This is a genomic window from Paralcaligenes sp. KSB-10 (assembly GCF_021266465.1).
In the GTDB taxonomy this organism is placed as follows: Bacteria; Pseudomonadota; Gammaproteobacteria; order Burkholderiales; family Burkholderiaceae_B.
The window spans coordinates 3,445,289-3,469,958 of the sequence record NZ_CP089848.1; the positions used below are offsets into that span (position 1 = coordinate 3,445,289).

Below are 24,670 nucleotides of genomic sequence, written 5' to 3' on the forward strand. Positions count from 1 at the left end.
TCGCGGTGCCCTCATAGAGCCTCACTCTTTTTTGCTTGCATCATCTTTGGCGCGGTGATGCTTCTGCGCATAAAGCCTGGCGTCCGCCGCTTCCAGCAATGATTTGGCCTGATCGCCATCTTCAGGCATGGTGGCCACACCGATCGTGATCTCCGGATAGATCGCTGCACGGGCGGCGCCCTCCCGGATCACCGCGCCAATGCGATGAGCGATCTCCAGCGCCTTGGAGTGGCTCGTCAGCGGCAGCACCGCGATGAATTCATCGCCGCCGTGCCGCCCCAGGTGATCATTCTCACGCAAAATGCTGCGCAAAGTTTCGGCGACCCACGTCAAGGCGCGATCGCCCATGCTATGGCCATAGTGGTCATTGATGAACTTGAAACGATCCAGATCCATCGCCAGCACGCTCAACGGTTGCCCGCGCAGTCTATGCCGCTCCAGTTCGGCGTCCAGCCGGGAGAGAATGCCTCGACGATTGAGCACGCCGGTAAGCGGATCCTTGATGGCTTCTGTCTTGAGGTTGGCGTGGGTGGTCTCCCAGTTGGCCGTCATCCGGTTGAAGCAATCGGCCAACACCGCCAATTCGTCTCGCCCGCCGACATCCACTCGCACACCGGCCTGGCCGTCGTTGACGGAGCGTGCAGCCTGCGTCAATGCCTGCAAAGGTCGCAGCAGCGAGCGCAAGAAAACCATGGCCAGCAAGGCGGCTGCCGTCAGGGTGAGCACCCAGCTCCACATCAACCAGTGCAACTGGTCCTTGCGCCGCGCGACCGCCTTTTCATATCGAACCCTGAGCACATTGGACAGACTCACGCGAGCACTTGAGATATCCCGGGCCGCCTGCTCCAGTTCCGCGCGCGTATGGAGGTTGGTCGCGGCATCACTCCCATGCTGGGTGTGCACCTGCTGCACCAGGCGACGAACCGAAGGGCGCGCCTGCAACCAGGACTTCTGCGCGTCTTCCAGAGCATCCTCCGGCACATCCTTGCTGTCCATGCCGACACCAATGCTGGAAAAGCTGTTATCGATATTCTGGGTGAGTCCGGCGAAGCCCGGTACGGAGTCATTCGACTCGGCCAGCAGTTCATCCACCAGAGCTTGCTGAAGGTAATACTCCAGCGTGGTTAGCGGGATCAGGCCGTGTACCGACTCCTCGACGGAATCGCGAAAGGCCATCTCCTGTTCGTTCAGAACCATCACGCTCACCGCGCTGAGCACCGCCAGCGGCAGCAAGAGCACCGCCATGACCGCCATCATCCGTTGCCGTACCGAAAGCCTGCGCAATAGCATTTCGAGGCTTTTCCCCATCAGGACCCCCATGATCCAATTGCACGCCGTACGAATTGTAGCAACAATGCTATCAGGGACAATTTTCGACGCAAAACTCGGGCGGTCGAGATTACGGGTACACAAATCGGCACCGATGGCCGGACTCATTCCTTATCGGAAGGGCCATGATCCTTTAGGTCGGCAAACTTGGCCGCCATCGTCGGGTTGCCCCGAGTCAGTTTCTTGATCGTCACGTCCTGCGCTTTATCGTTTGCAAGACGAAGGTTTCGATCGGTGCCGAGCAGAGCATCCTTCGTCTTCTGCAGATGGTCGATCGACTTGTCGATCTCCTCAATTGCTATTTGAAAGCGCCTGGAGGCAAGGTCGTAGTTCTTCGAGAATGCGCTCTTGAATGTCTCGAGCTGAGTTTCAAAATCCGTGATGTCAATGTTCTGCGCCTTGACGACCGCCAGCTCCGACTTGTACTTGAGCGAGTTCATCGCCGCATTTCGCAACAGTGTGATGATCGGAAGAAAGAATTGCGGGCGGACAATGTACATCTTCGGATAGCGGTGGAATACGTCGACGATCCCGGTATTGTAGAGCTCACTGTCAGGCTCGAGCAGGGAGACCAGCACCGCATACTCGCAGCCCTTTTCGGTGCGATCCTTGTCGAGCTCCTTCAGGAAGTCCTCGTTCTTGTTCTTCGTCGCGGTGCGATCGCTCTCGTTCTTCATTTCGAACATGATCGAGACGATCTCTGTGCCAGCCTCATCGGAGTCGCGAAAGATGTAATCGCCCTTGCTTCCAGTCCGCGCGTCGTTGTCCTTTTCGAAATAGGCCCTAGGAAAGGCTGTCGCTCGAATTCGGTTGAACTCGGTCTCGCAGTGCTGCTCTAGAGTTTCGCCGACCATCTTGGTCGACAGGCGAGCCTTCATGTCCCGGAGACGCTCGATCGTGTCCTCGCGATCCTTGATCTGCGTCTCGTACTTGTCTTTGAGCGACTTCTCGGCGAGCTGCTTCTCAAGCTCCACACGCTCAAGGCCGCTCTTCAGTTCGTTGCGCTCCTTCTCGACCGCACTGACCGCCTCGGTGATCGCGAGCTTCTGGGCAACCCCGATGGCGTCGAGCTTGGCATTCAGACCCTGGATCTCCGCGTCCTTTGCAGCCGCGGCCTTCTGCAGTTCGTTCACGAGCATCACTTCAGCCAGCCTGGAAGCGGCTTGCCCATCACGCTTCGCTTGCTCAAGTTCGTTCGCGAGCGCGTCGCGCTCCTTTTCTATAGCGCTCAAAGCCTGGGTCACCGCGAGCTTCCGCGCGACCTCACCGGCATCGAGTGCGGCCTTGAGTTCCCGGATCTCGGCATCCTTGGCCGAAGCAACCATCTGCAGTTCGCTGGTGACCTTGGCCTGGGCGAGTTGGACGGCACTCCGCTTGTCCTGCTCGGCAAGCTCAAGCCGTTCGTGCAACTGCCGCTCGAATTCGCTGTCGTGAACCTGCTTCAGAATGTCTGCGTACCCGGCCTCGTCAATCTTGAAGGCCTTCCTGCAGTGCGGGCAGATGATTTCATGCATGACTACTTACTCTCCGTATTCGCCGAGACCAGAGCAACGATAGTAGCAGCGCCGTCGCCTAACATAGTGCGGCAATATTGATTGCACTTGCCCCACAAGTCCGCACCAGTCCTGGATCGTGACTGGCAAACAGCACAACACGATCCCGGGACCAGGTTTTGAACTGTTCGGCCAATACGGAGCAAGCCCGCACGTCCAACCCATTGCTGGGGCCATCCGCGATGACGACGGCCGGTTCGCCCAAGGCGGCGGCCGTCAGGAAAACCTTACGGCGCGTACCCGTCGACATCTGTTCGAAGCGCTTGTCCAGATGCGGCTCCAGCCCCAGTTCGTAGGCCAGATCGAGCACGGCATCATCGAGTGTTGTGTTCTTTTCCAAGGCGACTTTCTCGAGCAATCCACGCCCCGTCTGCATGGGAAACGTCAAGCAATTGTCGGGCACATAGGCTATGCGGGCCTTGGCTTGCAGCGGCGACTGGGTTAGCGAATACCCGTCGATCCAGACGTCCCCGGCATCCGGCGCGACAACGCCCGCTATGATGCCCAGCAAGCTGGATTTGCCGGTGCTGTCTTCTTCGCATAGCGCCACACATCCAGGGGGGAATGTATGAGTCAGCCCCTGGAATATGAGATGGTCGTCATAGCGCTTGCTGAGATTGTCGATGCGTAGCATGTCGGGAAGTGTACGCAAGAATGCGGCGCGTGACCAGAGCTCGTACCAGACGAAGCTAGTTACAGCATCAAGGGGAACTATCGCTGACGTTTCTGAGTAACGGATGTAACCGGAGCATCGGCAATCCAGGCCACAAGCGCGACATGATAACCGCAAAGAAAGGCGCTGGTGGCGGCCTCGCGGAAACTCGCACCTATTACCCGCAAAACGACTGCAATGCGGCCAGGCTTAAAAGGCGATGTTCCACACAACCTGTTGGTTTCCAGAAAAGTTGGCCATCGACCCTATTGATTTCCAAGGATTTTCCGCCATGTCTTTGCGGAAAACCTGGCCAAATGTACAGGAATAGTTGGCCAATTCTTTCTCTTACATCAGGCCTCGGAAAATTGAGCGTCGCAACAAGGTGCCGCTCTCAAGGGAGCGGTTGTTGGCTTTGCGTGATGTGGGGCGATTGAGGTTTAGTGTACCTGAACGTGGCAGGTGTTCAGCCGTCACGGTGCCTGAAACGCCAAGTCTGATAACCGCGTTTTCAAGGCAGGGGAATCATACTGATAAGCCGGAACGATCCGACTGCTTGGGACTATGGGTTTCCGACCTTGGACTTTGCGAGCCAGGTCTCAATGATGAACAAGGCGACTGTTCCTGCGAGGTTTACGGCGAGCTGTGCATGCCGCGGCGCCGGTCGTACAGGCTTCTTTCCTTGCCCATGGGCGTCTCCGAGGCGATTCCGCATTGCGCCTAGGCCGTGAACGACTGAAGTCACGCCGCCGAGGATCTGTTTGAAGACGTCCTCGGTATGCTGGTCCGGTGCGAGGTTCAGTTCCTTTGCAACTAGTTTGTAGAGATCCGGAAGGTCTGTCCTTCCTTTCTCATATTTCACGCCAGCTTCATCCAGGACGTGCTTGCAAACGGTCTCGAGCAGAGTCCTGGCTGATGTGATCGCGCCCTCCGGATCTGATTCCCGCCGTTCGAGGGCCTTCGCCCAAACCGCTTGCACGCTGCCTGTGTCGAAGCTCTTTAGCCCGTCGGAGATCGGCGCGTCTGAAGGCTTTGACGTCTTGCCTTCGAGCCGATCAAGTAAAGGAGCGAACGAGTTCCAGATGAGCTCGCGACGTTCGTGGTATGTACCCTTCTCATACTTGATGTAACCCCAGAACTGAGCGAGGTCTCGGCAAGTCCGTACAAAAACGGGCAACAGCTCAGCAGCTTCTCGGTTGTCTAAAAGCGCCCGGCGCACGATCTGGTATTCCCGCTCATCGGCAGTGTCGCCTGTCGCGTGAGCGATGAGCAGGTTCTGGAGGTACTGTGCCTTCTCGAGATCAGTCCGGAGCTCGTCCATCGCGTGCCGATTTGAATTCATTGTCACTGATCCGTCGGTGGCTTATTCGCCAGGCTCCCCGTACGCTTCCTGGATGAGGCTGCGGATGAGGGCCTCATGCTTCGAGACGTCGTTCTTGTTGACTATGCGGATCCGGTAGCGTCCGTGCTTCGCGTCGTATTCGAAGTCGAGTCCGGCCTCTTCCAATTGCGCCTGAGTGGCTTCGTCCTTATCGAGCTTGGGCTGGAACCACACCCAGTCCTTCAACGGCCGGAAGGTGACGAAGTTCTTGGGCTGTCCGTCCTTCGCCAAGCCGATGTAGAACTTGTTGTACTTGAGGGAAAGATCCGGTCCGAGGGCAGAGACAATGCCAAATAAGTTGTCGGTGATCAAAAGGGTCTGCTTGGTGGCACGCTTCTCCCAGTACGACCGATCGGTCACATCGGCGACCGCTTCGTCTTCCTCGACGAGCCCGAGACGCATCTCGTTGAGGACGGTCGTGAATACTAGGGAAATGTTTCCCCCAAAACGGAAGGCCCGCATTTGGATCGCGACTATCGGGATGAAGCCATTGAACAGACTGACAACGTTCAGAAAGCGGCTCGTGATGTCCTCTGCGACGATGACGGCGATGTGGTCGTACTGCGGATAGCGCTTGCGCTCGATGTCCCAGTACTCGATCGTCCGGATGATATGGGACTCGTCTGACTTGCCAAGCTGGACCTCGATTTCGTACCGCCGGTTTGATTCGGCGTCCTGGCAAAGGATGTCCAGGCGGCCTGCCTTCGGGTGGATGCGTTCCTTGTCTTTGAGGACGAGGTCGCCGAGTCCGAGAATGGGAGGGTCTTCGGCAATCCGCTCCTGGACCCACTTTTCGCTGTACTCGGGGTGGTCTTTCAGAAAGATGCGCTCCGGCTTTTCGTACTTGAGGCTAACCATTTGTGGGATGTTCATCCTTTGCAATTGTTACAGAGATTCTACATGGTTATGAGAGGGCCAATTCTTCGAACTGGTGTACAGGTAGCTCACCGTCAAGCAGGTTCAGCTGCGGCTGGTACAGTCTGCGCACCAAGATTTGTGTGAGTTCGACCAGGCCTCCTCGTGTCACGCCAGGGGACACGACCTGCGCACCGATGATCGGGACGCCGAGCCTGTGTAGCTTGTCGCTTAGCGCTTTTGGGGATGTCTCCAGCTGACGGGCGAGTTCGCTTACGACTTTGTAGCGCCTCATGAATTCGTGGACGGCCTGCATGCCGATCCAATAAACCACTCGGCCCCGGGTCTCCTTGGGTTCTCCCGCAAGATGGCCCGATTTCACCCAGTGGCGGATGGTCTCCGGCTTCCAGCCCGTGATGCGCGCCAGCTGCTCTGCGGTCATGAGCGTGACGGCCTGGGAATTCCCGATGATATGGGCGAGATCCTCCCGATCGAACTGGAGTTGACCAAGGTGGGTGACTGCGCCGGCATTGATGGGTTGCAGGGTCCCTTGAGCAATGTGCTCAAAGATCTCATCAATGGCAGGCCTGCTCGTGGAGATGCGTCGATTGATGTCATTCAACGAAATCGTCTGCGTGGCTGTTTTATCTGGTTCGGTCAGGCCGAGCAGGAACGATTCCACCGCCTGCACGTCCGCCACGTCATACGGCCTGTGGACGTTCAGATCCCAGTCTGGCCTCGATCGCCGGGGTAGCAGACCCACGCGGGTGAATTGTTTGAGAACCGATTCGTTGAGCCCAGTGCGCTTGAGTACCTCCAATTGATTGAGTGCCGTCCCTAGGTATTGCCTGAATGAGGCACATTGCTCCTGTGTCACAGTGTTGAAGGTGTTGGCCTTCAGGCCGCTGGCGCCAGGCATGTTTGAGAGCATGGCCCGCAGGCGCTCAGACTTTACGCCCAGAGTCTTTGCCGCTTCGGTGATGCTCAGGTGGTGCGCAGGCGCCAACTCGTAGATCCAGGGGTTTTTTGAGTCGTGCCCATCAAAATTTTCAGCCACGCACTGGGCGAATACGGCCCGCAGCTCTGGGTATGCCCCTTCGGTAAGTGCCCGAAAGGCTCGAAACCAGGGGCCCAGGCGGCTTGCCAGCCCGGCCTTGGTCTTGTCCGCCGTCTCGAGTCTGCGCTTCACATCCTCGTGAAAGGCCCGCGGAAAGCCAGCGAGGCAAGTGCAGGCGTCCTTCAGGAACGTAGCACCCTGCTCAACGGAATGGAATTTGCCGGTTTTCCGGGATTGGTACGTCGGCCCGGTATCCTGGCTGCTGTAGTTGCCGAACATGAAGATCAGATCATCGAAGGATTTCCAGTCGGTGTCCTTGGTGTTGCCGAGAGTGGGCCAGCCTGGCTCTTCGTGGCTCTCGCCCGAGATATGTGCCGAGACCCAGATCTCCGACGGTTGCGCCAGCCGTGGTTTGATCGAGGCGAGCTCCTGGCCGCAACTGCAGAAGAATGCGTTGGTGCGCCCATGGTCGATGGTCTGGTCGCAGCTTGGGCAGGTGTCAACCAGCTTGCAGCGGTGCTTTGCACAGGCAGTCACCAGGCCGTGGCGCCAGCCGCGTTTGAAGTGGCCATCCTCGCGCAGGCAGTGGGGGCAGAGGGGGTTACTCGCCAGACGTGCGAATTTTTCGCGCAGGGAGCGGTGGGCCGGCGTCGGGCTCACCATTGCGCCGCGAAGCACATTGGCGGGCTGCATCGTGAAGGATGCGAGCAATTCGACGCTTTTGTTGAGCGCCGCATTGTTCGAACCGATTTTCAGATGACCGATGAGCCCCGCGATGCCGGGGACGGACTCCGAGGTGGCAAGCCGCAACAGGTAGCAGGCGAGGGATTCGTCGGGGTAGATGGGCAGGATGTTGAAAACGGTGTTCATGATGGGGTGGTTACAACGAGGGCTTGGGCGCCGATGAAGCGCTGCAGACCGTGCTCGGTCATGACGAGCTGCCAGGCTTGGCTCAGCATGGCGGGCGTGATGTCGGCATCGGACGTGAAGGGATTGAAGGGATATTCGGCGTCACGGGAGCTGCGCTCGAAGGCGGTGACCAGGTGCTGATGGGTCAGGTACTGGGACTGCGCATCCTGCTCGAGCGCATTGGCCATGCCCCGCATGAAATGGATTACAAAGCCAAAACACCCACCGCCAAGAAGGTACGCAGCCTGGATAAAACGCATGAGATCGGGGGCATAGCCCTCTGGCATTGCGGCTGTGACCGCCTCGTGGACGGCAAGTACCGCACAGGCAAACTGCTCACGTTGTGCGGTGACTGACCAGTTGTACGGCAGGAAGTACACCGGCTTGTCGCAGCGCCCCCGCAGTTGCGGATTCTGTTCGCGCAGGTAGGCACTGATGGGGATCCCGCTGAAGACAAAGCTCACCTCCGCGTTTTCCTCGATCAGGCCTTTGACGAAGTCCGACGCGGCCCGCACAGCGGTTTTGCGGCCTTCATCCACCATGTGCTGGGTCTCGTCAAAGATCGCGACCTTCACCCCGGTGCTGAGTAGCCGCTGACGCACACGGTTTCTGAGCTCGTCGATCTTGACCGAGACAGGGTATGGTTCGCCCATCGTGCGCAGGATTGTGCCCAGGATGGAACCGGCGGTGCCGCCTTCGGGGATGCGCACATACAGAAGGTCCTTGCGCCGACCGTCTGCCTCTTGTCGCGTCTTGCCGAATTCCAAGTCGAGTGCCTCCAAGATGCGCGTTTTGCCAATCCGTGCAGGCCCAAGGAACATCAGGACTTCCCGTGTGCTCGCATCGGAGTGCAATTTGCTGATCACCAGGGATCGCAGCCAGTTGTAGTGGTGTTCGTAGCTGTGGTGGAAGAAGTCCTCCTGTACACAGGCCCGAAGCGACCGTACCCGTGCCGCCTTGTCGCGTGAAATCATCATTTGGCGGGCCTCCCGATTCGGCGCACGGACTTGAGCTTGGTCATGTCCAGCTCGCCTGGCGCGGGCTGTGCGTGCTCGAGTTGCGGGGTGGCCATGAGCTCTGTTTCCTTCAATGCGGGCTGCTTGGCTGACGTCTTGGCCTGTGAGATAAAGGTTGTGCTCACGCGCTTGGCCTTCTTGTCGCGCCGACTCACGGCTTTGGCTTTGCGCTCCAGGTCTTCAACCACCCCCATCACGCGGATGCGGAAGGCGCGTACGATGGCGGCCGACGTTTCCGACTTGAATTCTGCGCGTGCGAAATCGCGCGCCTCCTTGAAGTGCGCAAAAGTCATGGCGTGTGGCAGCGAATATTTCAGGTCTGCCGGGAAGCGATGTTTGGTGAGTGGGTGCACGACGTGGATGGTGCGCACATCCAGTGGATCCACAAAAATGGTGAGTTTGTCTGGCACGACCAGAGACTGGGTACTGATGCCGATCTGCTGGTGCAGGAGCCTTAACTCGGGACTGGAGTAGTGCAGGGTCTCGAACTCGATGCCGTATTTTTGGAGCGTGCGCTCGTAGCGCACCATACGCGCGAGCCGGAAGGACTCCTCAGCGATGGGGGGAGCGGGGGTGAACTGCTGAAGCTTGGTCTGCATTCGCTGTGCGGGCGTGAGGCCCGAGGTCTCGCCCAGCAGGCAGGTTGTGAGCTCGTGGCGGCTGAGCTCGCGCAGTGCGTAATCATCGAAAATGAAGGCGTTCACGAAATCGCGCAACTGATCGACGGTGATGCAGGCGTCGCGCGAGGCTTGCTTGAGATCTGGTTCGCCAGGCGAGGCGCGGTTCACGGTGGATCCAGGCAAACTTCCAACGAAAGCCTTCAGGGCGCCGACAGCGCGCTCCACGAACGGCTTTCTGTATGGGGAGTACGAGGGCGCAAAGGTGACTTTTACGCCCAGATCGGCAAGCTGGGTGAAAGATGCGTTGCGGAATTCGCTGCCGTTATCGACCACAACTTCGGTGATGGCACCGCACACCTGCATGCGGTTCTGGATTCCCGCGCGCTCGAACTGCGCGTCATCCAGGCCATAGCAGGCCCGCTGGACTGTCTGCAGAGCGTCCATGCCGTTGGGCGGTGCGGTGAAGACTTCGGCGGCAAGCAAGTGGCCTGTGGCGATATCGATCGCGAGCGCTGCCCAGGCCTCCACCTCTGTACGGTTGCTCTCGCTTAGGATGGGCAAAATCGGGAGCTTGGCGTAGTCCATCTCCACGCGCTCAAACGGCTGCTCGACGATGTAGCTCTCCACGCCGAAGCTCACGATGGCGCGCCGTAACTTAGGTTCAAATTTGTTGGCGTGGCGGATGACCCAGGGCGTCTCCAGGAGAAGCCTGCGCACTTGGTGGTACCCGATGTGCTCACCGGGCTGGGCGTTTGGCTTGTGCGAGAGTCGCAGATTGGCCTTGGTGCACAGGTCCTTGATCGTGAGCCGTGATTTTTCGCTGTTGTCGTAGATGACCTTGCGGATCAGCTCGTCATGGGCCGTGCTGTATTCGGCGCGGGTGCGGCCCTTGCGTGCGTGCGCTGGCGCGAGCGCCTTCTCGCTCCCTTTGCAGTACGCGCTGTACCAGCGGCGAACCGTGCGGGCGCTGAAGACTTTACCCCGTAGCGCTTCGGGTACCGGGATGGCCTGGGCTGACATCGCATAGGCTTCAGCGGCATCATGTCCGCAGCCCAGCAGCCGCTCGACTTCGGTCACAACCTGCAGGCGGTAACGGTATTCCGCCTTGGAGTGTTCGGAGAGCACGGCGTCGGAGAGCAGCCGAACGTGGGCCTCTGGACTATGGCCATTGAAGCCGGAATAGGTCAGTTCGCCCTTCCGCACCTGACCGTACAGATGGTTGAGCTCAACATATGTGCGCTCGCCGGTCTTCGTATTCTGCAGGACGATCTGGTTGATGGCGCGGTTGATGTCGGCAACGAAGAATTTTTGATCGCGACCCTCGAAGACATGGCCCGCCTTTAGTTCTGTGAGGTCATACATGGGCCTGCTCCCATGTGCGATTTCTCATGCCAAGGAGCGCAGCGCGAAAGGGCGTGACGGTGGCCGCCTCGGCGTGGCCAGGCGGCGGGACGGCGCAGATGGTAGAGTTCGGGCCAAGTGCCGCAGTCGTGAGATCGCAGCTTGCGAGTTCATCGATGAGCAGGTGCCAGACCGCCCAGGCGGTGGTGCCGACCGACTCGGCGAGCTCGAGGATGGTGCTCTCGCCCCGATCGCTCAGATGGGTGAGCCAGTGCTCACGGTGATGCAGGTAGTCGAGATAATCGGGGCTGACCGTGCCCATGGCATCCTGGCGGCGCAGCTTTGTCGCGTGCAGCTTGTAGATGTTCGAAGCAAAGGGCGAGCGGTAGAGATTGCGGACATTTGCCTCATACAGGCCGAAGCGCGCGCCGACCGATTCGAGGAGCTGCTGCGTGCAGCGCAGCTTGTGGGCGTACTCATCCTGGTGATCAGGCACCCATTGAGCATCCTTCGCCTCGATGAGCTCGATGGTGGTGCCAACCGCCACCTTCCATGTCACGCGCAGATCCGGCGTGTAAAACACACCCTTCAGACCTGCACGTTTCAACTCGGTGCGATGCTCCTGAAGCGCCTCATGTGTGAGGAGCAATCGTTCGTGCGCGATATCAATGGTGCAAGGCTGGTATTGGATCTCCGTCACATCGTTGGAGAGATCCAAGAGCTTCGCAAGGAGTACCTCCAGGGCGCTCTCTACAGTCAGCAGGGCGTCGTTTTTCTCCAGGCGCAGGAAGGTGGTTTGCCGTAGGGCGCCGCGGCGTCCCACTTGGCGAGGGGCGCCCAGCGGATTGATTCGGGTTCTATAAGCCATGGGCCGCTCCGTCGAACAGGCCCTGCGGCGTGTGTGATGTGGGCGGTGGGTACGCCTGATGATGTGGTGCTTTGCGATGTGGATTCACGAAAAACTCATTGAGTTTGCTGCTGGTTTTTCGTATAGGCAGCCGAATCCACAAGATTTCTGTGATACCAATTATGATTGGGGGAGCCGCATTATGATTGGTAATATTTTCGCGAAACGCCTGTAATTGACCCTGGAGTAGCACATGACGGACAGCCAGACCCCCGCCCCAATGAAGGCGCCCCGAGCCAAGCCGAAGAGTGCGGGCCTGGAGAAGTACGAGAGGGAAGTGGCTGGATTTCTGAGGGCACTGATCGCGGAGAAGGATCTGCGCCTGAAGACCATCAGCGATGAACTGGTTAAGCGGGGGATTCGCGAATCGGAAAAGGGCCTGTCGGCCAAGCGCAGGAAAGGCACCTTCTCCGCAGCTTACCTTTTTGCCGTCCAGGAAGTGATCGAAGACCTGGAGTCCCGCAAATAGTTGATTTTCAAGCATTTATCCCCATCCACCCGAATAGGTACCCTCTCACAAAAAGGGGGCATCCGGGTTGACGGAGGTAGAAGGCTGTACAAATAATCAGTAAAATCAAATAGTTACTGCTGTAGGGCTCCTACTCTACTGAAATCAATGGCGGCTTGCAACAGTTGTGGTGTGTCGCGTGTGTGGGTAATGCGAGAAAGGCTCATGTGATGAAGAGCTCGCGGGAGATGAGCGACAGTAGGTGGCTGAACCGTTTACCAAACAGCGAGCACATGGCCGCCCCGCCGTGAGTTTGGTATACGGATTGAGCTCTGAAGTTGTGCGTTGCAGCGTCGTCGGCTCCGTGCAAAAGAGGACGTAGCAATCAAGAGCTAGAACCGACGAGGCCCTAATTCATGAAAGTTAGCTCCCGTGTTGTACCGAGGCGAGTTAAATATGGGCTAGACTTAGCTATCGTCACAATGAGCTAAAGCATGTACGAAACAGATACGTTTAACGATGCTTCCATCTTGATCCCTGCGTTCAGGGACCGTTGGAAAATGATGGAAACCAATTCAGCCTGCGCCATCATGAAATCGGTGTGTCCTGATGAGTGGGCGGACATTGTGTATGTGCTGCAGACCTTCGCTTTGGCCCCTTCTACATGGTTGCGGAGAGGTGGAAATAGGGGGATGGTACCCAAGATCCTTGACGGTATGCTCCAGAGCCGGGGCTGGATTGAGACGCGAATTGACTTGGAAACCCAGGGGATACTGATCAACAAGGGGGGCAGCGAACGTGCTCGCCTAGAACCTATCCATCAGGAAGGCTACCTTGTAGATAATTTCAAAGGCCGGGTCGTCGTTGATGTGGAATGGAATGCAAAAGACGGGAATATCGATCGCGACCTTTCTGCATACCGTGCTTGGCATGAAGCTGGTGTCATATCTGCGGCTGTTCTGATCACCCAAGACCGTGAACCACTAAAAGCTCTAGCGGAACGGATATGGGCGGAATATCAACAAACGCTCTCCGAAGGCGAAAGAGATCCACGCCTTCCAATTGACCTGAATACGTCTACCACGACAAATTTCGAAAAGGTTCAACTGAGAGTGCGACGAGGGGTGATGGGGACTTGTCCGCTTTTGGTTGTGGCTGCTTGTCATGCTACCTGGAATGGAGAACCTTACACTAGAGCGTGATCAACATTCGAGTGGTGATGGCCCTGTGACCGTAATACCGTACCTGCTGCAGCGAGCAACGCTCGTACCCGCTGAATGGGATACCCAGTCATTACAGCAAGGTCTCGCACGCTTTGGCCGTCTTCGTAGAGAGCTCGCAGCTGACTGCCCATGTCTGCGGCCCGCTCGCCAGTGACTCGCTCATGAGGCAGTAAATCTGGCATCATGGGACCACCAGCGTAGCCTTTGTGCACGATACCGCGCGGGGTTACGCTCTCGGCTGACTCGTCACCCCAGGAAGCCCAGCCTGGTTGTGGGTACCGAGCGAACATCTCAAGGTATGCGCCAGGTGAACAGGCCTCGATCAGCTCATACTGCTCGTCAGGTTTACGAGAATGTTCGCGTTTGCGCGTCTCTATCATGTTGACCTGAGATCGACCGGGGTCAAGTGTTCGCATCGAGCCTCTGACACCGAATAACAACAATTCTGTTACGTTTCGGAAGTAGAACCCCACGCCGCGCCCGTCTGGACCGCCATCCTTGCGCCGCTTAGCCCAGACAATATTACTGACGTACCGAAAACCCCACGCCCTCATAACATCCAGGCCTTCGGGTAGCAAAGCATTAGGTACCCAGAGGTACAAGTGTGCGTTTTTCGCAAGGACGCGAGATATCGGCAATGACTTGATCTCATCCAGAGACATAGTGCCATAGCGCCCCAGCCTGTGGTGCTCGGGTGCAACCTTGCCGGTGCGATTCGTGAAACGCCAGGGAGGATCGGCTAGAACTGTTGAAAACCCCCCTGCCACCATGGGAAGAGGAGCGTAGCGATTGTCCGTGTTATTCGAGTCCTTTTCCATCCTATGGCCTTCTTGAAAGTGAGATCTAATGACAGATCCAATTATCCATTTACTGCAAGAAGATCGCAAGTGCAGTTACACAACAGAGAGCAGCAGGCTTGCCAAGTCATCGGTACTTTAATATTTTACTGTATATAAATCCAGTTATTTATCTAAGCTACTCGCATAACTAACGTTTGTTGGACGTAACGGGTAGCCTCATGCGAGGGCTGGGCCAGTGTGCCCCGCCCGGCCCAGGCGCACTGCGGTCTGCCAAGCCGCCGTGAGGTACCCCTGTGCTTCTGCTTGCCGTCCTTGATGAGTTCGAATATGCGGTGCGCTGTCTCCATCTGCGCAGTACTGGGTCTTGCCGCAGGTTCCTCCGGCCATGCCGAAGCGGCGCTGCGTGCAATTCAGGTGGCCTGCAAGAAAGCAAGTACTACTGCAGGGGCGAGCTCTCGCACCCGGATGCGGTGCAGCAGGTGTGCGTGATCGAGGGTGGTTTGAGGCGCAGCGCCGAGGGCTGAAAGCCTGCCTCAGTGGTATGGCTTGAGGCCGTGAGAGGAAGATGGCGCGTACGCGTGATTCCCTGAGAACCTGTCGCGAGCGTCACACCGACCGTTCCGACAGAAGTATAGAAGGAGATCTGGGAGCGGCATTGGGGGTACTCGCTGCAGCGTGGTGCCTAAGCTTGAGGTCGCCTGCTTCTCTGTGCGGCTGCTAGCCCCGTGGGCCGAGTTTGCGTGATAATTTGATGGAAGGCCCTATTCGGCGCAGGTTCGGTGGAGAGCAGCCATGTTCGCAGCGCTACGAGGAGAAGAGCAGCAGATCTACCACAGTCGGCTGCACGCCCTCCTTGGGGTTCGGGAGGATGCCTCCTGGTTGCGGATTCATGATCTTATTGTTGCCGGGTTCCCTGCTCAGGGTCTCGTGGATCTGTGCGAACGAGGCGAAATTACCCCAATCGAACGGGACCGCATCGTCCCTCTGCGCGCCCTCCGGCGGCGGGCAGTCGCCGGGCAGCGGCTCACTGGAGAGGAAAGTGAGCGACTATTTCGCGTGGTGCATATCACTTTAGTAGCAGAATCTCTGTTTGGTGAGGGCGAGGCGGCAAGACGTTGGCTGAGTCGGCCAGATATATTTGATGGACAAACGCCCTTCGAGATGATCATGACTACGCCCGGGATGTATCTGGTGGAGGAGCGGATCATCCGAGCGGTTGAGGGAATTTTTGCTTGAGGCGCGGTTCCTCTATCTGTACGCCTAGTGGTAACCCTACCCCTTGCAGGTCATTGATAGCAATTGCTTTTTGTTCCGAGTTAACATGGCTTCCCCCCTCGCTCTCGCGAGTCTACGATAGCGTAGGTGCAACCGGGAGTACTGTTCTGAACACATCCAACCCGTCTTCCAAACCATGTGAGGCCAGATTATTTCGCCATCATGGTGGTCAAGCTGTGCGCATCCCAGCTGAGTATGAGCTACCAGGTGAGCGTGTACGGATCTGGCGTGAAGGGGAACGCATCATCGTTGAACCTATCGTTGCGCCGAGCAACATGCTGGAGTTGTTGGTTCAGTGGCGAGCTGAGGGCCCACTAGGGCCAGACGATGAGTTCCCGGAGGTTGCCGATGTGCAGGTTCGTCCAGAGAGCCTGCTGTAGGTGCGCGCGTTTTTTGACGCCCGTTCTCTGAGCACGACGGTAGATGGCGCAGTGGCTCGTTTGCCAGGGATCATCATGGCCCTATTTATTATCTGGAGTTGTTCCCCCGTACGATTTCGTCAACGATAGAGAGAGGCGCGCTGATACCAGGGGGGTGGCCTAGGCACTTGCCTTCCGCTTGAATGAACCACTCCAGCTCTTTGCGTAGAGGCCGAGGGACAACCATGATGTCCATGCCAAGAGCCCGAGCTATTTCGAACAACGTTGAGAAATGCGGGTCCGTTGTCCCAGACTCCGTCTGCTGAATGGTAGTCCGACTCAACCCGGTGCGTCTTGCTAGCTCGTCCTGAGTCAGGTCGCTGGCCTTTCGCATAGTAACCAAGCTGGCAAGTAATGAGTGCATGAGGAACCTCGTAGGGTGATGTGAGGCTCCGGGCGTGATGCCCGACGAGCCGTTCATCTTACCGTCTGGCTGACCCGAAAAGCAGGGAAGCGCAATGGGGGACGAGAGTTGCAAATTCTCCTAATGGCCCACTGCCGGAGATTAGACAACGCTCCGCTCCGAAGCGGGACTGCCATGCAGCCCATCAAGCCAATCAAAACAGCGTCCAATTTCCGGCATGGCGGCCTCGAGGGCCTGCGCGTCCATGGATTCAATGGCAAGCTCTTGCGCCAAGATTGCTTCTTCGCCTTTCTCCAGGTGGTTGGTAACGTTCTCGATGCAGCCGACCTTCCAGAGCCACAGGTTTCGCGCGCGCAGCGTATCGTGCAAGTTGGTTGAGATCTCAGCTCCTTCTGGGTCCGCAGCAAAAATTGCCCAGGTATCTGCTGCCTGCCATCCGGTCTTGTCTTTCGTCGGGAGACCATTGCCGCCCAGCGGAAATCCGTGCTGAGCTTGCAGGCGCTGCAGTGCGGCCTTGCTGCGTACAAGAGTAGCATCGTCCTTCGGGAGCATAGATTTCTGCCCTTTGCGTGCTTCTGTGAAGGCAAAGTCGAGATCCGCAATGGCGCAAGCCCGGATACCCATGGCTGCCAGCACCGGTAACGCCTTGGGGATGTCTGAACATGCCCCAACGGCGACGAAGGCAATCTGGTCAAGTTCAGGATGCCGACCGCGCAGTCGTTCGTAGAGTAGCGGGAGCAGGCGCCTCTCCGTCTTCCCCTCGCACAGAACTACGAGATCCGAAAAGTAGATTTCAGCCAGGTTCCCCAATTCGAACAATGTTCGTGATTGAGCCTGTGCTTCCTCCAACGCAGCAGTAACGGCGTGCCGTAGAGGGACACGAGCCAACGTCCCCTCTGCCGTGTCCTTGTGCACGATCACTGCATCAGCAGCGTTCTCCCTGCTCAACATGAGCGGCGAGTGCGTCGCATAGACGACTTGAAAGCCCCTCTGTGACAGAGCAGCAAGCGCCTGCCGAAGCCGCCTGACTCCCTGTGGATGAAGATATAGCTCAGGTTCGTCGATGAGGAGAAGGCGGCGGGCAGCACCAGGTTTCTCTCCGATGCGTAGATCAGCAAGATGCCGTATCAATGCCATCTGAATGGCCCGCTGTGCACCGGTACCGAGCTGGTCGAATGTCCTGCGGTCACCTGTGCTCATGTCGGTGATATTCAGACTGCCCGCTTTGAAGAACTCCTTGATCTCAATCGTTTGCAGGCCCAACTCAATCGTAAGTCCCGGGAAGAAATTTCCGAGAGCCTCTGTTGCTCCCTCGTCAAAGGCCTTCAGGAGCCCGGATCGCGACTCCCCTCCCACACTGAGGATGCTCCGAACGGTCTGCATGGCTGCGGTTAGGTCAGCGTGTGCTTCGACAATGGGGTTCATGATTAGGTCCAGCAACGACTTCATTGTGCTGCCCGCCTTCGCCTTACCGAGATCTTCTCCGAGGTCCTCCATTGCATCGATGCAGAGGGCGTCCGGCAGTAAAGCCGAAACTGCCTGCGGTAACCCCGTTGGATAGGGCCTCCATGCTAGGGGGAGATCGTTGCCCTGATACGTTTCAAAATCGAAGACTTCACATGCGACCTTCTTGGTTCCGGGCTCGTTGGCGACAACGCGAATCCATATGGAACCGGATGCGCAGTAGGGCGCGATAGCCGCCCGGTGCTTTGGCTCCGGAATTAGTTCCAGGATCTCGTCGGTAATGCCATCGATTCGTGCGGTGACAACCACGGGCTGGTCGGTCTTTGAAAAGTCAGATTCCGTTAGAGCGCTTGGTTTCAGCACCCAGGCGAGGGCAAACAGAATTGTCGATTTTCCAGCATTGTTCTGCCCGACAAGTGGGGTGAAGGACTCCACTGGCAAGCTTACATGCTGGCATGCCCGAAGGCCCACGATGTCAATAAAGCCGATCTTATGCATTTCACCCTCCTATTGTGAGCCAATGTTACACGCTCGACTGAGAGTTGCAGAGGCTCACCACGCAATGGATGGGGCCTTTCCGGTCAAAAAAATGACCGCCAAATCAGGCGGTCATTCCCTTTGCTCCTATGAATGGCCAACTTTTTCTGCAACACTTGGCCAACTTTTCCGAAATCCAACAAACCCTCAAACATCAATATTGCCCGCCTGCAGCGCGTGCGCTTCAATAAACGCCCGGCGCGGCTCCACGTTATCTCCCATCAAGGTCGTAAACACCTCATCGGCGGCAATCACGTCTTCGATTTGTACGCGCAGCAAGCGGCGCACGGTGGGGTCCATGGTGGTTTCCCAGAGCTGCGAGGGATTCATTTCGCCCAGGCCTTTGTAGCGTTGCTTGCTGATGCTGCGGTCGGCCTCGCCGCGCAGCCATTGCATGGCCTCGCGGAAGTCGGAAATGTACTTTTCCTTGCGCTTTTCGCCCTCGCCGCGCACCACCAAGGCGCCTATGCCCATGAGGCCCAGGAAGGTTTTGGCGGCCTTGGCAAGAATGGCGTAGTCGGCTCCGCGCACAAAGCTGCGATCAAAGACGCTGACGCGCACATTGCCATGGTGCATGCGATGCACCACCAGGCGCCATGAATCGGCTTCTTCGTTGTGCTCGGCGGTAACCGTGACACCGTTTGGAACGGATGGGTCGTCGATCGCGTCTTGCAGGCGCTTGGCGGACGCGGCGGCCTGTTCGGCATCGATCAGGCTGATCTCCACGCCTTCGGCCATGGCCGACAGGGACGCCATATCGGTGTAGCGCGATAAACGATTGATGACCGTGTCGGCCAGAATGTATTGACGTGCCAGTTCGGCCAATGCATCGCCGGTAATGGGCGTTGCGCCATCCGCGGGGATCAACGAAGCGTCTTTCAACGCCACCTGCAGCATGAATTGCGCTTCTTCGGCATCGTCTTTCAGATAGCGCTCTTCGCGGCCTACCTTGACCTTGTAAAGCGGCGGCTGGGCAATATAGATGTGCCCGCGTTCGACCAGCACAGGCATTTGACGATACAGCAGCGTCAGCAGCAAGGTGCGGATGTGCGCGCCGTCGACGTCGGCATCGGTCATGATAATGATGCGGTGGTAGCGCAGCTTGTCGATATTGAAATCGGGGCCGATGCTGGTGCCCAGCGCGGTAATCAGCGTGGTGATCTGCTCGCTGGAAATCAAGCGGTCGAAGCGGGCCTTTTCCACATTAAGGACCTTGCCGCGTAAAGGCAGAATGGCCTGGAACTTGCGGTCACGGCCCTGTTTGGCGGATCCGCCGGCGGAGTCGCCCTCGACAATATAGATTTCGCACAGGGCGGGATCTTTTTCCTGGCAGTCGGCCAGCTTGCCGGGCAAGCCCGCGCCTTCCAGCACGCTTTTGCGGCGTGTCATTTCACGCGCCTTGCGGGCCGCGTCGCGCGCACGCGCGGCGTCGATGATCTTGTTGCACAGCGCCTTGGCGTCGTTGGGATTTTCCAGCAGCCAGGTTTCCAGCGTACGCGCCACCGCCTCTTCGACAGCCGGCCGCACTTCGCTGGAAACCAGCTTGTCTTTGGTCTGGCTGCTGAACTTGGGCTCGGGCACCTTGACCGACAGGACGCAGGCCAGGCCCTCGCGCATATCGTCGCCGGTGGTGTCGACCTTGGCCTTCTTGGCCATTTCGTTATCGGCGATGTATTTGTTCAACACACGCGTCATGGCCGCGCGCAGGCCCGTCAGGTGGGTGCCGCCGTCGCGCTGGGGAATGTTGTTGGTAAAGCACAATACCGTTTCGGTGTAGCTGTCGTTCCATTGCATGGCAACATCGACGCCGACGGTGGTGTCGCCAATGGTGGACTCGGTGCTGACCGAGAACACATTGCTGTGCAATACGGTTTTGCTGCGGTTGATGAACTCGACAAAGCCCTTCACGCCCCCCAGGAAAGCAAAGTTTTCTTCTTTGTCCTGGCGCTCGTCGACCAGGCGGATCTTGACGCCGTTGTTCAGGAATGAAAGCTCGCGCAGGCGCTTGGCAAGGATCTCGTAGTGATATTCGATATTCTCGAAAATCTGATCGTCCGCCAGAAACTGGACCCGGGTTCCCTTTTTGTCGGTCGTGCCCGTTATGGCCAGAGGCTCTACCCGAGCGCCACGATGAAACTCCATTTCGTGCGTTTCACCGTTGCGCCAGATGGTCAGGCGCAGCCATTCGGACAAGGCGTTGACGCAGGACACACCCACGCCGTGCAGGCCGCCGGAAACCTTGTAGGAGTTGTGGTCGAACTTGCCGCCGGCATGCAGTTCGGTCATGACGATTTCGGCCGCGCTGCGATGGAATTCGTCGTCTTTATGAATACCGGTGGGGATGCCGCGCCCATTGTCGCTGACCGAGATGCTGTTATCGGAATGGATGGTGACGACGATATCGTCGCAATAGCCGGCCAGCGCTTCGTCAATGGCGTTATCGACAACCTCGAAAACCATATGGTGCAAGCCGGTGCCATCGGACGTATCGCCAATATACATGCCGGGACGCTTGCGCACAGCCTCGAGCCCTTTCAGCATTTTGATCGAGTCGGCACCGTATCCTGCAACGGCGGAATTCGTGGTTAGATCTGACATAGCGTGTTTAAAACCTTATAAAAGCCTTGCGGCTGCACTCCGGTCTGGCCCGCAAGGCCAGGCCGGCTGATACGACATTGATTGAACGTCGCTTAAATGCGCATGGGCATCACGACATACTTGAACTGATCGTCGTCGGGCAGTGTGATCAATGCCGACGCGTTGACATCGGGCTGGACCGACCACTGGATGGCCTCGGTCTTGACATTGGCCAGCACGTCGAGCAGGTAGCTGACGTTAAAGCCCACGTCCAGCGACTCGTGGCTGTAATCGATATCGATTTCTTCCTGGGCCTCTTCCTGCTCGGCATTGGTGGAGGAAATCTTGAGCTGGTTATCCGACAGCTGCAGACGTACGCCCTTGAGCTTGTCGGTGGTAAGAATGGCGGCCCGCTGCAGGCACCCCTGCAAGGTTTCGCGGCTGACCGAAAAATGCCGCGTGTAATTGCTGGGAATGACGCGCGTAAAGTCGGGAAACTTGCCTTCGACCAGTTTGGACACCAGTTCGACTTCGCCAAAACGAAAACGAATCTGGCCAGGCGCCACGTCGATGGCCACGGGCTCGTCGGTATCGCCCAGCAGGCGCTGCATTTCGAGCACGGTTTTGCGCGGCACGATGACATCCTGCTTGACCTCGATACCCTCGACCGCTGTGCCGCTATGCGCCAGGCGGTGGCCATCGGTGGCGACGGCACGCACGTAACCCGGTTCGAACACGAACAACAGGCCGTTCAGGTAATAGCGGATGTCTTGCTGGGCCATCGCAAAGTGCACCATATTGAAGAGGTGCTTGAGCGTTTTTTGCGGCAGGGAAAACGACACGTCCCACTTCTCGGGCTGCGACAGGGTCGGAAATTCGGCGGCGCCCAGGGTTTGCAAGGCAAAACGGCTTTTGCCCGACTGTACCGACAACTTGGCGCTGGCCAGGCCCAGCTTCACATCGCCCGACTCGGGCAAAGCCCGCAATATGTCGAGCAGCTTGCGCGCCGCCACGGTCGTCGATTCGTTTTCGGGACCCACGCCGAACTCGGCGTGGGTGGTGATCTGAACTTCAAGGTCGGTGGCGATAAAGGCGATCTTGTTGCCCTCTTTACGCAACAGTATGTTGGCCAGAATCGGCAACGTATTTCTTCTTTCGACTATTCCCGCCACCGTCGACAACGGTTTCAACAATGCATCGCGAGTCGTTTGTACGAGTTGCATGGTTATCCTTTTAAGGTTTGTTCTAATACGTGTAGAGCATGGTTAAGCTCGGATTGCTTGGAGCGAGCATCCGAAATTTTTCGCACGGCATGCAGCACCGTGGTGTGATCGCGCCCGCCGAACAAATCGCCGATTTCAGGCAGGCTTTTCTGGGTCAATTCTTTTGCCAGATACATGGCCACCTGGCGCGGCATGGCAATATTGGCAGGCCGGCGTTTCGAATACATGTCGGCCACCTTGATTTTATAAAAATCGGCAACGGTCTTTTGTATATTTTCGACGGTGATCTGGCCATTGGACACCGACAACAGGTCTTTGAGCGCGTCTTTGCACACCTCGACGGTCAGGACTTCGCGGCCATGGAAACGGGCATATGCCGATACCTTGCGCAATGCCCCCTCAAGCTCGCGCACATTGCTGCGCAGATGCTTGGCAATAAAAAAGGCGACTTCCTCGGGCATGGTGACACCCTCGGACTCGGCTTTGCGCAGCAGAATGGCCACCCGCATTTCCAGCTCGGGAGGTTCAATTGCCACGGTCAGGCCCGAATCGAAGCGGGAAATCAGGCGGCTGTCGATATTGGCCAGCTCTTTGGGGTAGGTATCGGAGGTAATGATGATTTGCTTGCGCTGCGCCACCATGGCTTCGAAAGCGTAGAAAAACTCTTCCTGGGTGCGATTCTTGCCGGCAAAAAACTGAATGTCGTCGATCAGCAACAAATCGAGCGAATGATAATAACGTTTGAACTCATCGAAAGCCTTGCGCTGATAGGCTTTGACTACATCGGACACGTATTGGTCGGCATGCACATAGCGCACGCGAGTACCGGCGCCGCCCAGCAGCAAGGCATTGCCTATGGCATGGATAAGGTGGGTTTTGCCCAGGCCGACGCCGCCATATAAAAACAGGGGGTTATACGACACCCCCGGATTTTCCGCGACCTGCAGCGCCGCCGCGCGTGCCAGCTGGTTGGCCTTGCCGGTAACGAAGTTGTCGAAAGTCAGGTCGGTATTCAGGCGCGACCGATCGTGCATGGCCTCGGCGGCGACATTGGCCGCAACATTGACTGTCGCGGCCGGCGCGGCGTCGGCCCGGGCGGGCGCCGCGCCAGCCCCTGGGGATTCGGGAGCGGAAACGGCCGCTGGGGCACGAGGGGCAGCGGCCGACGAAGACTGCGAGGACGAAGACGAGGCGAGTTCGAACACTACCTGCACAGGACGCTCGTACCACTCGGAGGCCAGGACTTCGATTTGGCGGGAAAAATTTTTGCGCACCCAGTCCAGCTTGAATCGATTGGGCGCAGAAACCCGCAGTACCGCCTGCGCCGTATCGAACGCAAGGGGAACCAATGGGCGAATCCATGCACTAATCTGCTGTGGGGGAAGGTCCTGCTCCAAACGTTGAACACAGGTCTGCCAAAAATCTTTCATTGTCTGCCGCTTCTGTAAACCTCGATTCTACCCTGTTGAGGGGGTAGTTATCCACAAGGCGGGCTCGGTTCGAGCCCTAGTATTTGTGCTAAGGGTTTGACTAAACGCGAATAATTTGATGAAATGATGGGCTTTTCAAGAATTTTTAACACCCAGGCGCTTATATTGGCACTTGTGTGGCGGCACGTATGGTGGCGCTTTGGCACCCATTCACGGCACCCGCATAAGTGCTGAAACGCAATGCCGGAAGGCGTTGCAGGCATTTCTCCCTTACGTACTGTATGTACAGGGCATGCTGTAGAAGGCATGCGCCTGACGCGTATCGGCGGCAATTGTTGATGCAACACTGAATACGGTAAACATTTTACAGGCTCCTGGCAGCTCTTTTATTTGGATTATCCATGCAACGCACTTACCAACCCTCCGTCACCCGCCGCAAGCGTACCCATGGCTTTCGAGTACGCATGAAAACCCGCGGTGGCCGTGCCGTGCTTAACGCGCGCCGTGCCAAAGGCCGTAAACGCCTGGCCGTTTAATAAGGCCTGCTGGCACTCGCAGCTAGCCTGTTGGCGCAAACGCCCATGCGTGCGACGCTTCCTTCAGCGGCGCGCTTGCACCGCCCCTCGGAATACGCCTCTGCCCTTAAAGGCAAGCGTATCGCCAGAGGGGCGTTGTTTGTTGTAACAACGCCTCGCGAAGCCCAGGTCGATGCAAGCTGCGCACGCCTGGGGCTGATTATTGCCAAGCGTTTTGCCGCCCGCGCCGTGACCCGCAATGCCATCAAGCGCGTCATCCGCGAGGCGTTTCGCCACCGGCGCCATGAATTGCCCTTGCACGACTTTGTGTTTCGGCTCCATTCCCGGGTCGATGCCGTCTCGCTGACAGGGCTGAAGCAAATCGTGCGCCAGGAAGTGGATGGCCTTCTGGATCGAGCCCTGCGATGATGAAAGCAGTGTTGATCGCACCGATCCGGTTTTATCGGTATTTTCTCAGCCCCTGGCTGGGAAGAAGTTGTCGTTTTACCCCAACGTGCTCGGCCTACGCCATCGAAGCCATCGAAGTGCACGGGCCGCTGCGCGGTTTGTGGCTGGCGGCCAGACGCATTGGCCGTTGCCATCCCTGGTGTCCGGGTGGATTCGACCCGGTGCCGGACCCGAAGCACAAACACCGGTAGGTCCGGCGGTTCAAGCCCTTGACACGCCGCCGTTTTTTAGACGTTCTTCCGCTCATCTGCGATTCAGCTGAGCTACGTTAAACTGATGGGCTTTTTGCTCAGCTTTAACCTAATAC

General features: G+C 57.7%; 21 protein-coding genes. 6 read left to right on the plus strand and 15 right to left on the minus strand.

Features of this window, described 5'->3' with window-relative positions; all coding sequences use genetic code 11:
• Window positions 1-21: 21 nt before the first annotated feature.
• The 9 genes from LSG25_RS15810 to LSG25_RS15850 all read right to left on the minus strand — a co-directional run bounded on the left by LSG25_RS15810 (window position 22) and on the right by LSG25_RS15850 (window position 11,581).
• Window positions 22-1,437: a diguanylate cyclase gene (locus LSG25_RS15810; protein ID WP_232741858.1), complete on the minus strand. Its 1,416-nt coding sequence runs from the start codon at window positions 1,435-1,437 to the stop codon at window positions 22-24.
• Entirely contained in the window at window positions 1,434-2,843 is a 1,410-nt protein-coding gene (locus tag LSG25_RS15815; protein ID WP_232741859.1) for a DUF2130 domain-containing protein, read from the minus strand. Before LSG25_RS15815 ends, LSG25_RS15810 begins: the two co-directional genes overlap by 4 nt.
• Before the next feature lie 58 nt (window positions 2,844-2,901).
• On the minus strand, window positions 2,902-3,516 hold the full coding sequence (locus LSG25_RS15820; RefSeq protein ID WP_232744726.1) for an ATP-binding cassette domain-containing protein: 615 nt from the start codon (window positions 3,514-3,516) through the stop codon (window positions 2,902-2,904).
• 580 nt (window positions 3,517-4,096) lie between these two features.
• The gene (locus LSG25_RS15825) at window positions 4,097-4,876 is read right to left on the minus strand and encodes an abortive infection family protein (RefSeq protein WP_232741860.1); all 780 of its coding nucleotides are present in this window, start codon (window positions 4,874-4,876) and stop codon (window positions 4,097-4,099) included.
• A gap of 21 nt (window positions 4,877-4,897) precedes the next feature.
• A complete protein-coding gene (locus tag LSG25_RS15830; protein ID WP_232741861.1) occupies window positions 4,898-5,788 on the minus strand; it encodes a hypothetical protein in 891 nt (296 codons plus the stop codon).
• 31 nt (window positions 5,789-5,819) lie between these two features.
• Window positions 5,820-7,697, minus strand: a complete 1,878-nt coding sequence (locus LSG25_RS15835; RefSeq protein WP_232741862.1) for a TniQ family protein — start codon at window positions 7,695-7,697, stop codon at window positions 5,820-5,822.
• Window positions 7,694-8,713 carry a TniB family NTP-binding protein gene (locus LSG25_RS15840; protein WP_232741863.1) on the minus strand — a complete coding sequence of 340 codons (1,020 nt, stop codon included), beginning with the start codon at window positions 8,711-8,713 and terminating at the stop codon, window positions 7,694-7,696. Before LSG25_RS15840 ends, LSG25_RS15835 begins: the two co-directional genes overlap by 4 nt.
• Complete coding sequence (locus LSG25_RS15845; protein WP_232741864.1) at window positions 8,710-10,734, minus strand: Mu transposase C-terminal domain-containing protein; 2,025 nt, start codon at window positions 10,732-10,734, stop codon at window positions 8,710-8,712. Before LSG25_RS15845 ends, LSG25_RS15840 begins: the two co-directional genes overlap by 4 nt.
• Window positions 10,727-11,581, minus strand: a complete 855-nt coding sequence (locus tag LSG25_RS15850) for a hypothetical protein (RefSeq protein ID WP_232741865.1) — start codon at window positions 11,579-11,581, stop codon at window positions 10,727-10,729. The genes LSG25_RS15845 and LSG25_RS15850 overlap by 8 nt, the downstream gene beginning before the upstream one ends.
• Window positions 11,582-11,813: 232 nt before the next feature.
• Between LSG25_RS15850 and LSG25_RS15855 the strand changes: the two genes are divergently transcribed.
• Both LSG25_RS15855 and LSG25_RS15860 read left to right on the plus strand, forming a co-directional pair.
• Window positions 11,814-12,089, plus strand: coding sequence for a DUF6471 domain-containing protein (locus tag LSG25_RS15855; RefSeq protein WP_232741866.1), 276 nt, complete (start codon window positions 11,814-11,816; stop codon window positions 12,087-12,089).
• A 473-nt stretch (window positions 12,090-12,562) separates the two neighbouring features.
• The gene (locus LSG25_RS15860; RefSeq protein ID WP_232741867.1) at window positions 12,563-13,270 is read left to right on the plus strand and encodes a BglII/BstYI family type II restriction endonuclease; all 708 of its coding nucleotides are present in this window, start codon (window positions 12,563-12,565) and stop codon (window positions 13,268-13,270) included.
• Here LSG25_RS15860 and LSG25_RS15865 read toward each other — a convergent pair.
• A complete protein-coding gene (locus LSG25_RS15865) occupies window positions 13,255-14,109 on the minus strand; it encodes an MT-A70 family methyltransferase (protein ID WP_370635891.1) in 855 nt (284 codons plus the stop codon). The two genes, LSG25_RS15860 and LSG25_RS15865, sit on opposite strands and share 16 nt — an antisense overlap.
• A 774-nt stretch (window positions 14,110-14,883) precedes the next feature.
• Between LSG25_RS15865 and LSG25_RS15870 the strand changes: the two genes are divergently transcribed.
• Window positions 14,884-15,327, plus strand: coding sequence for an antitoxin Xre/MbcA/ParS toxin-binding domain-containing protein (locus tag LSG25_RS15870; RefSeq protein WP_232741868.1), 444 nt, complete (start codon window positions 14,884-14,886; stop codon window positions 15,325-15,327).
• Window positions 15,328-15,834: 507 nt separating this feature from the next.
• Here the strand turns inward: LSG25_RS15870 and LSG25_RS15875 are convergent.
• The 5 genes from LSG25_RS15875 to dnaA all read right to left on the minus strand — a co-directional run bounded on the left by LSG25_RS15875 (window position 15,835) and on the right by dnaA (window position 23,380).
• Complete coding sequence (locus LSG25_RS15875; RefSeq protein WP_370635892.1) at window positions 15,835-16,206, minus strand: helix-turn-helix domain-containing protein; 372 nt, start codon at window positions 16,204-16,206, stop codon at window positions 15,835-15,837.
• Window positions 16,207-16,290: 84 nt separating this feature from the next.
• Window positions 16,291-18,111 carry an ATP-dependent endonuclease gene (locus tag LSG25_RS15880; RefSeq protein ID WP_232741870.1) on the minus strand — a complete coding sequence of 607 codons (1,821 nt, stop codon included), beginning with the start codon at window positions 18,109-18,111 and terminating at the stop codon, window positions 16,291-16,293.
• 186 nt (window positions 18,112-18,297) lie between these two features.
• Window positions 18,298-20,748 carry a DNA topoisomerase (ATP-hydrolyzing) subunit B gene (gene gyrB / locus LSG25_RS15885; protein ID WP_232741871.1) on the minus strand — a complete coding sequence of 817 codons (2,451 nt, stop codon included), beginning with the start codon at window positions 20,746-20,748 and terminating at the stop codon, window positions 18,298-18,300.
• Between the two features lie 92 nt (window positions 20,749-20,840).
• Window positions 20,841-21,950: a DNA polymerase III subunit beta gene (gene dnaN / locus LSG25_RS15890; protein ID WP_232741872.1), complete on the minus strand. Its 1,110-nt coding sequence runs from the start codon at window positions 21,948-21,950 to the stop codon at window positions 20,841-20,843.
• A 2-nt stretch (window positions 21,951-21,952) separates the two neighbouring features.
• Window positions 21,953-23,380: a chromosomal replication initiator protein DnaA gene (gene dnaA, locus LSG25_RS15895; RefSeq protein ID WP_232741873.1), complete on the minus strand. Its 1,428-nt coding sequence runs from the start codon at window positions 23,378-23,380 to the stop codon at window positions 21,953-21,955.
• Window positions 23,381-23,781: 401 nt separating this feature from the next.
• Between dnaA and rpmH the strand changes: the two genes are divergently transcribed.
• From rpmH to yidD, 3 genes are read left to right on the plus strand one after another with little or no spacing between them, the layout of a single operon-like run.
• Window positions 23,782-23,916 carry a 50S ribosomal protein L34 gene (gene rpmH, locus LSG25_RS15900; RefSeq protein WP_232741874.1) on the plus strand — a complete coding sequence of 45 codons (135 nt, stop codon included), beginning with the start codon at window positions 23,782-23,784 and terminating at the stop codon, window positions 23,914-23,916.
• A gap of 45 nt (window positions 23,917-23,961) precedes the next feature.
• Window positions 23,962-24,324, plus strand: coding sequence for a ribonuclease P protein component (gene rnpA, locus LSG25_RS15905; RefSeq protein WP_232741875.1), 363 nt, complete (start codon window positions 23,962-23,964; stop codon window positions 24,322-24,324).
• Complete coding sequence (gene yidD / locus LSG25_RS15910; RefSeq protein ID WP_232741876.1) at window positions 24,321-24,554, plus strand: membrane protein insertion efficiency factor YidD; 234 nt, start codon at window positions 24,321-24,323, stop codon at window positions 24,552-24,554. Before rnpA ends, yidD begins: the two co-directional genes overlap by 4 nt.
• Window positions 24,555-24,670 lie beyond the last annotated feature (116 nt).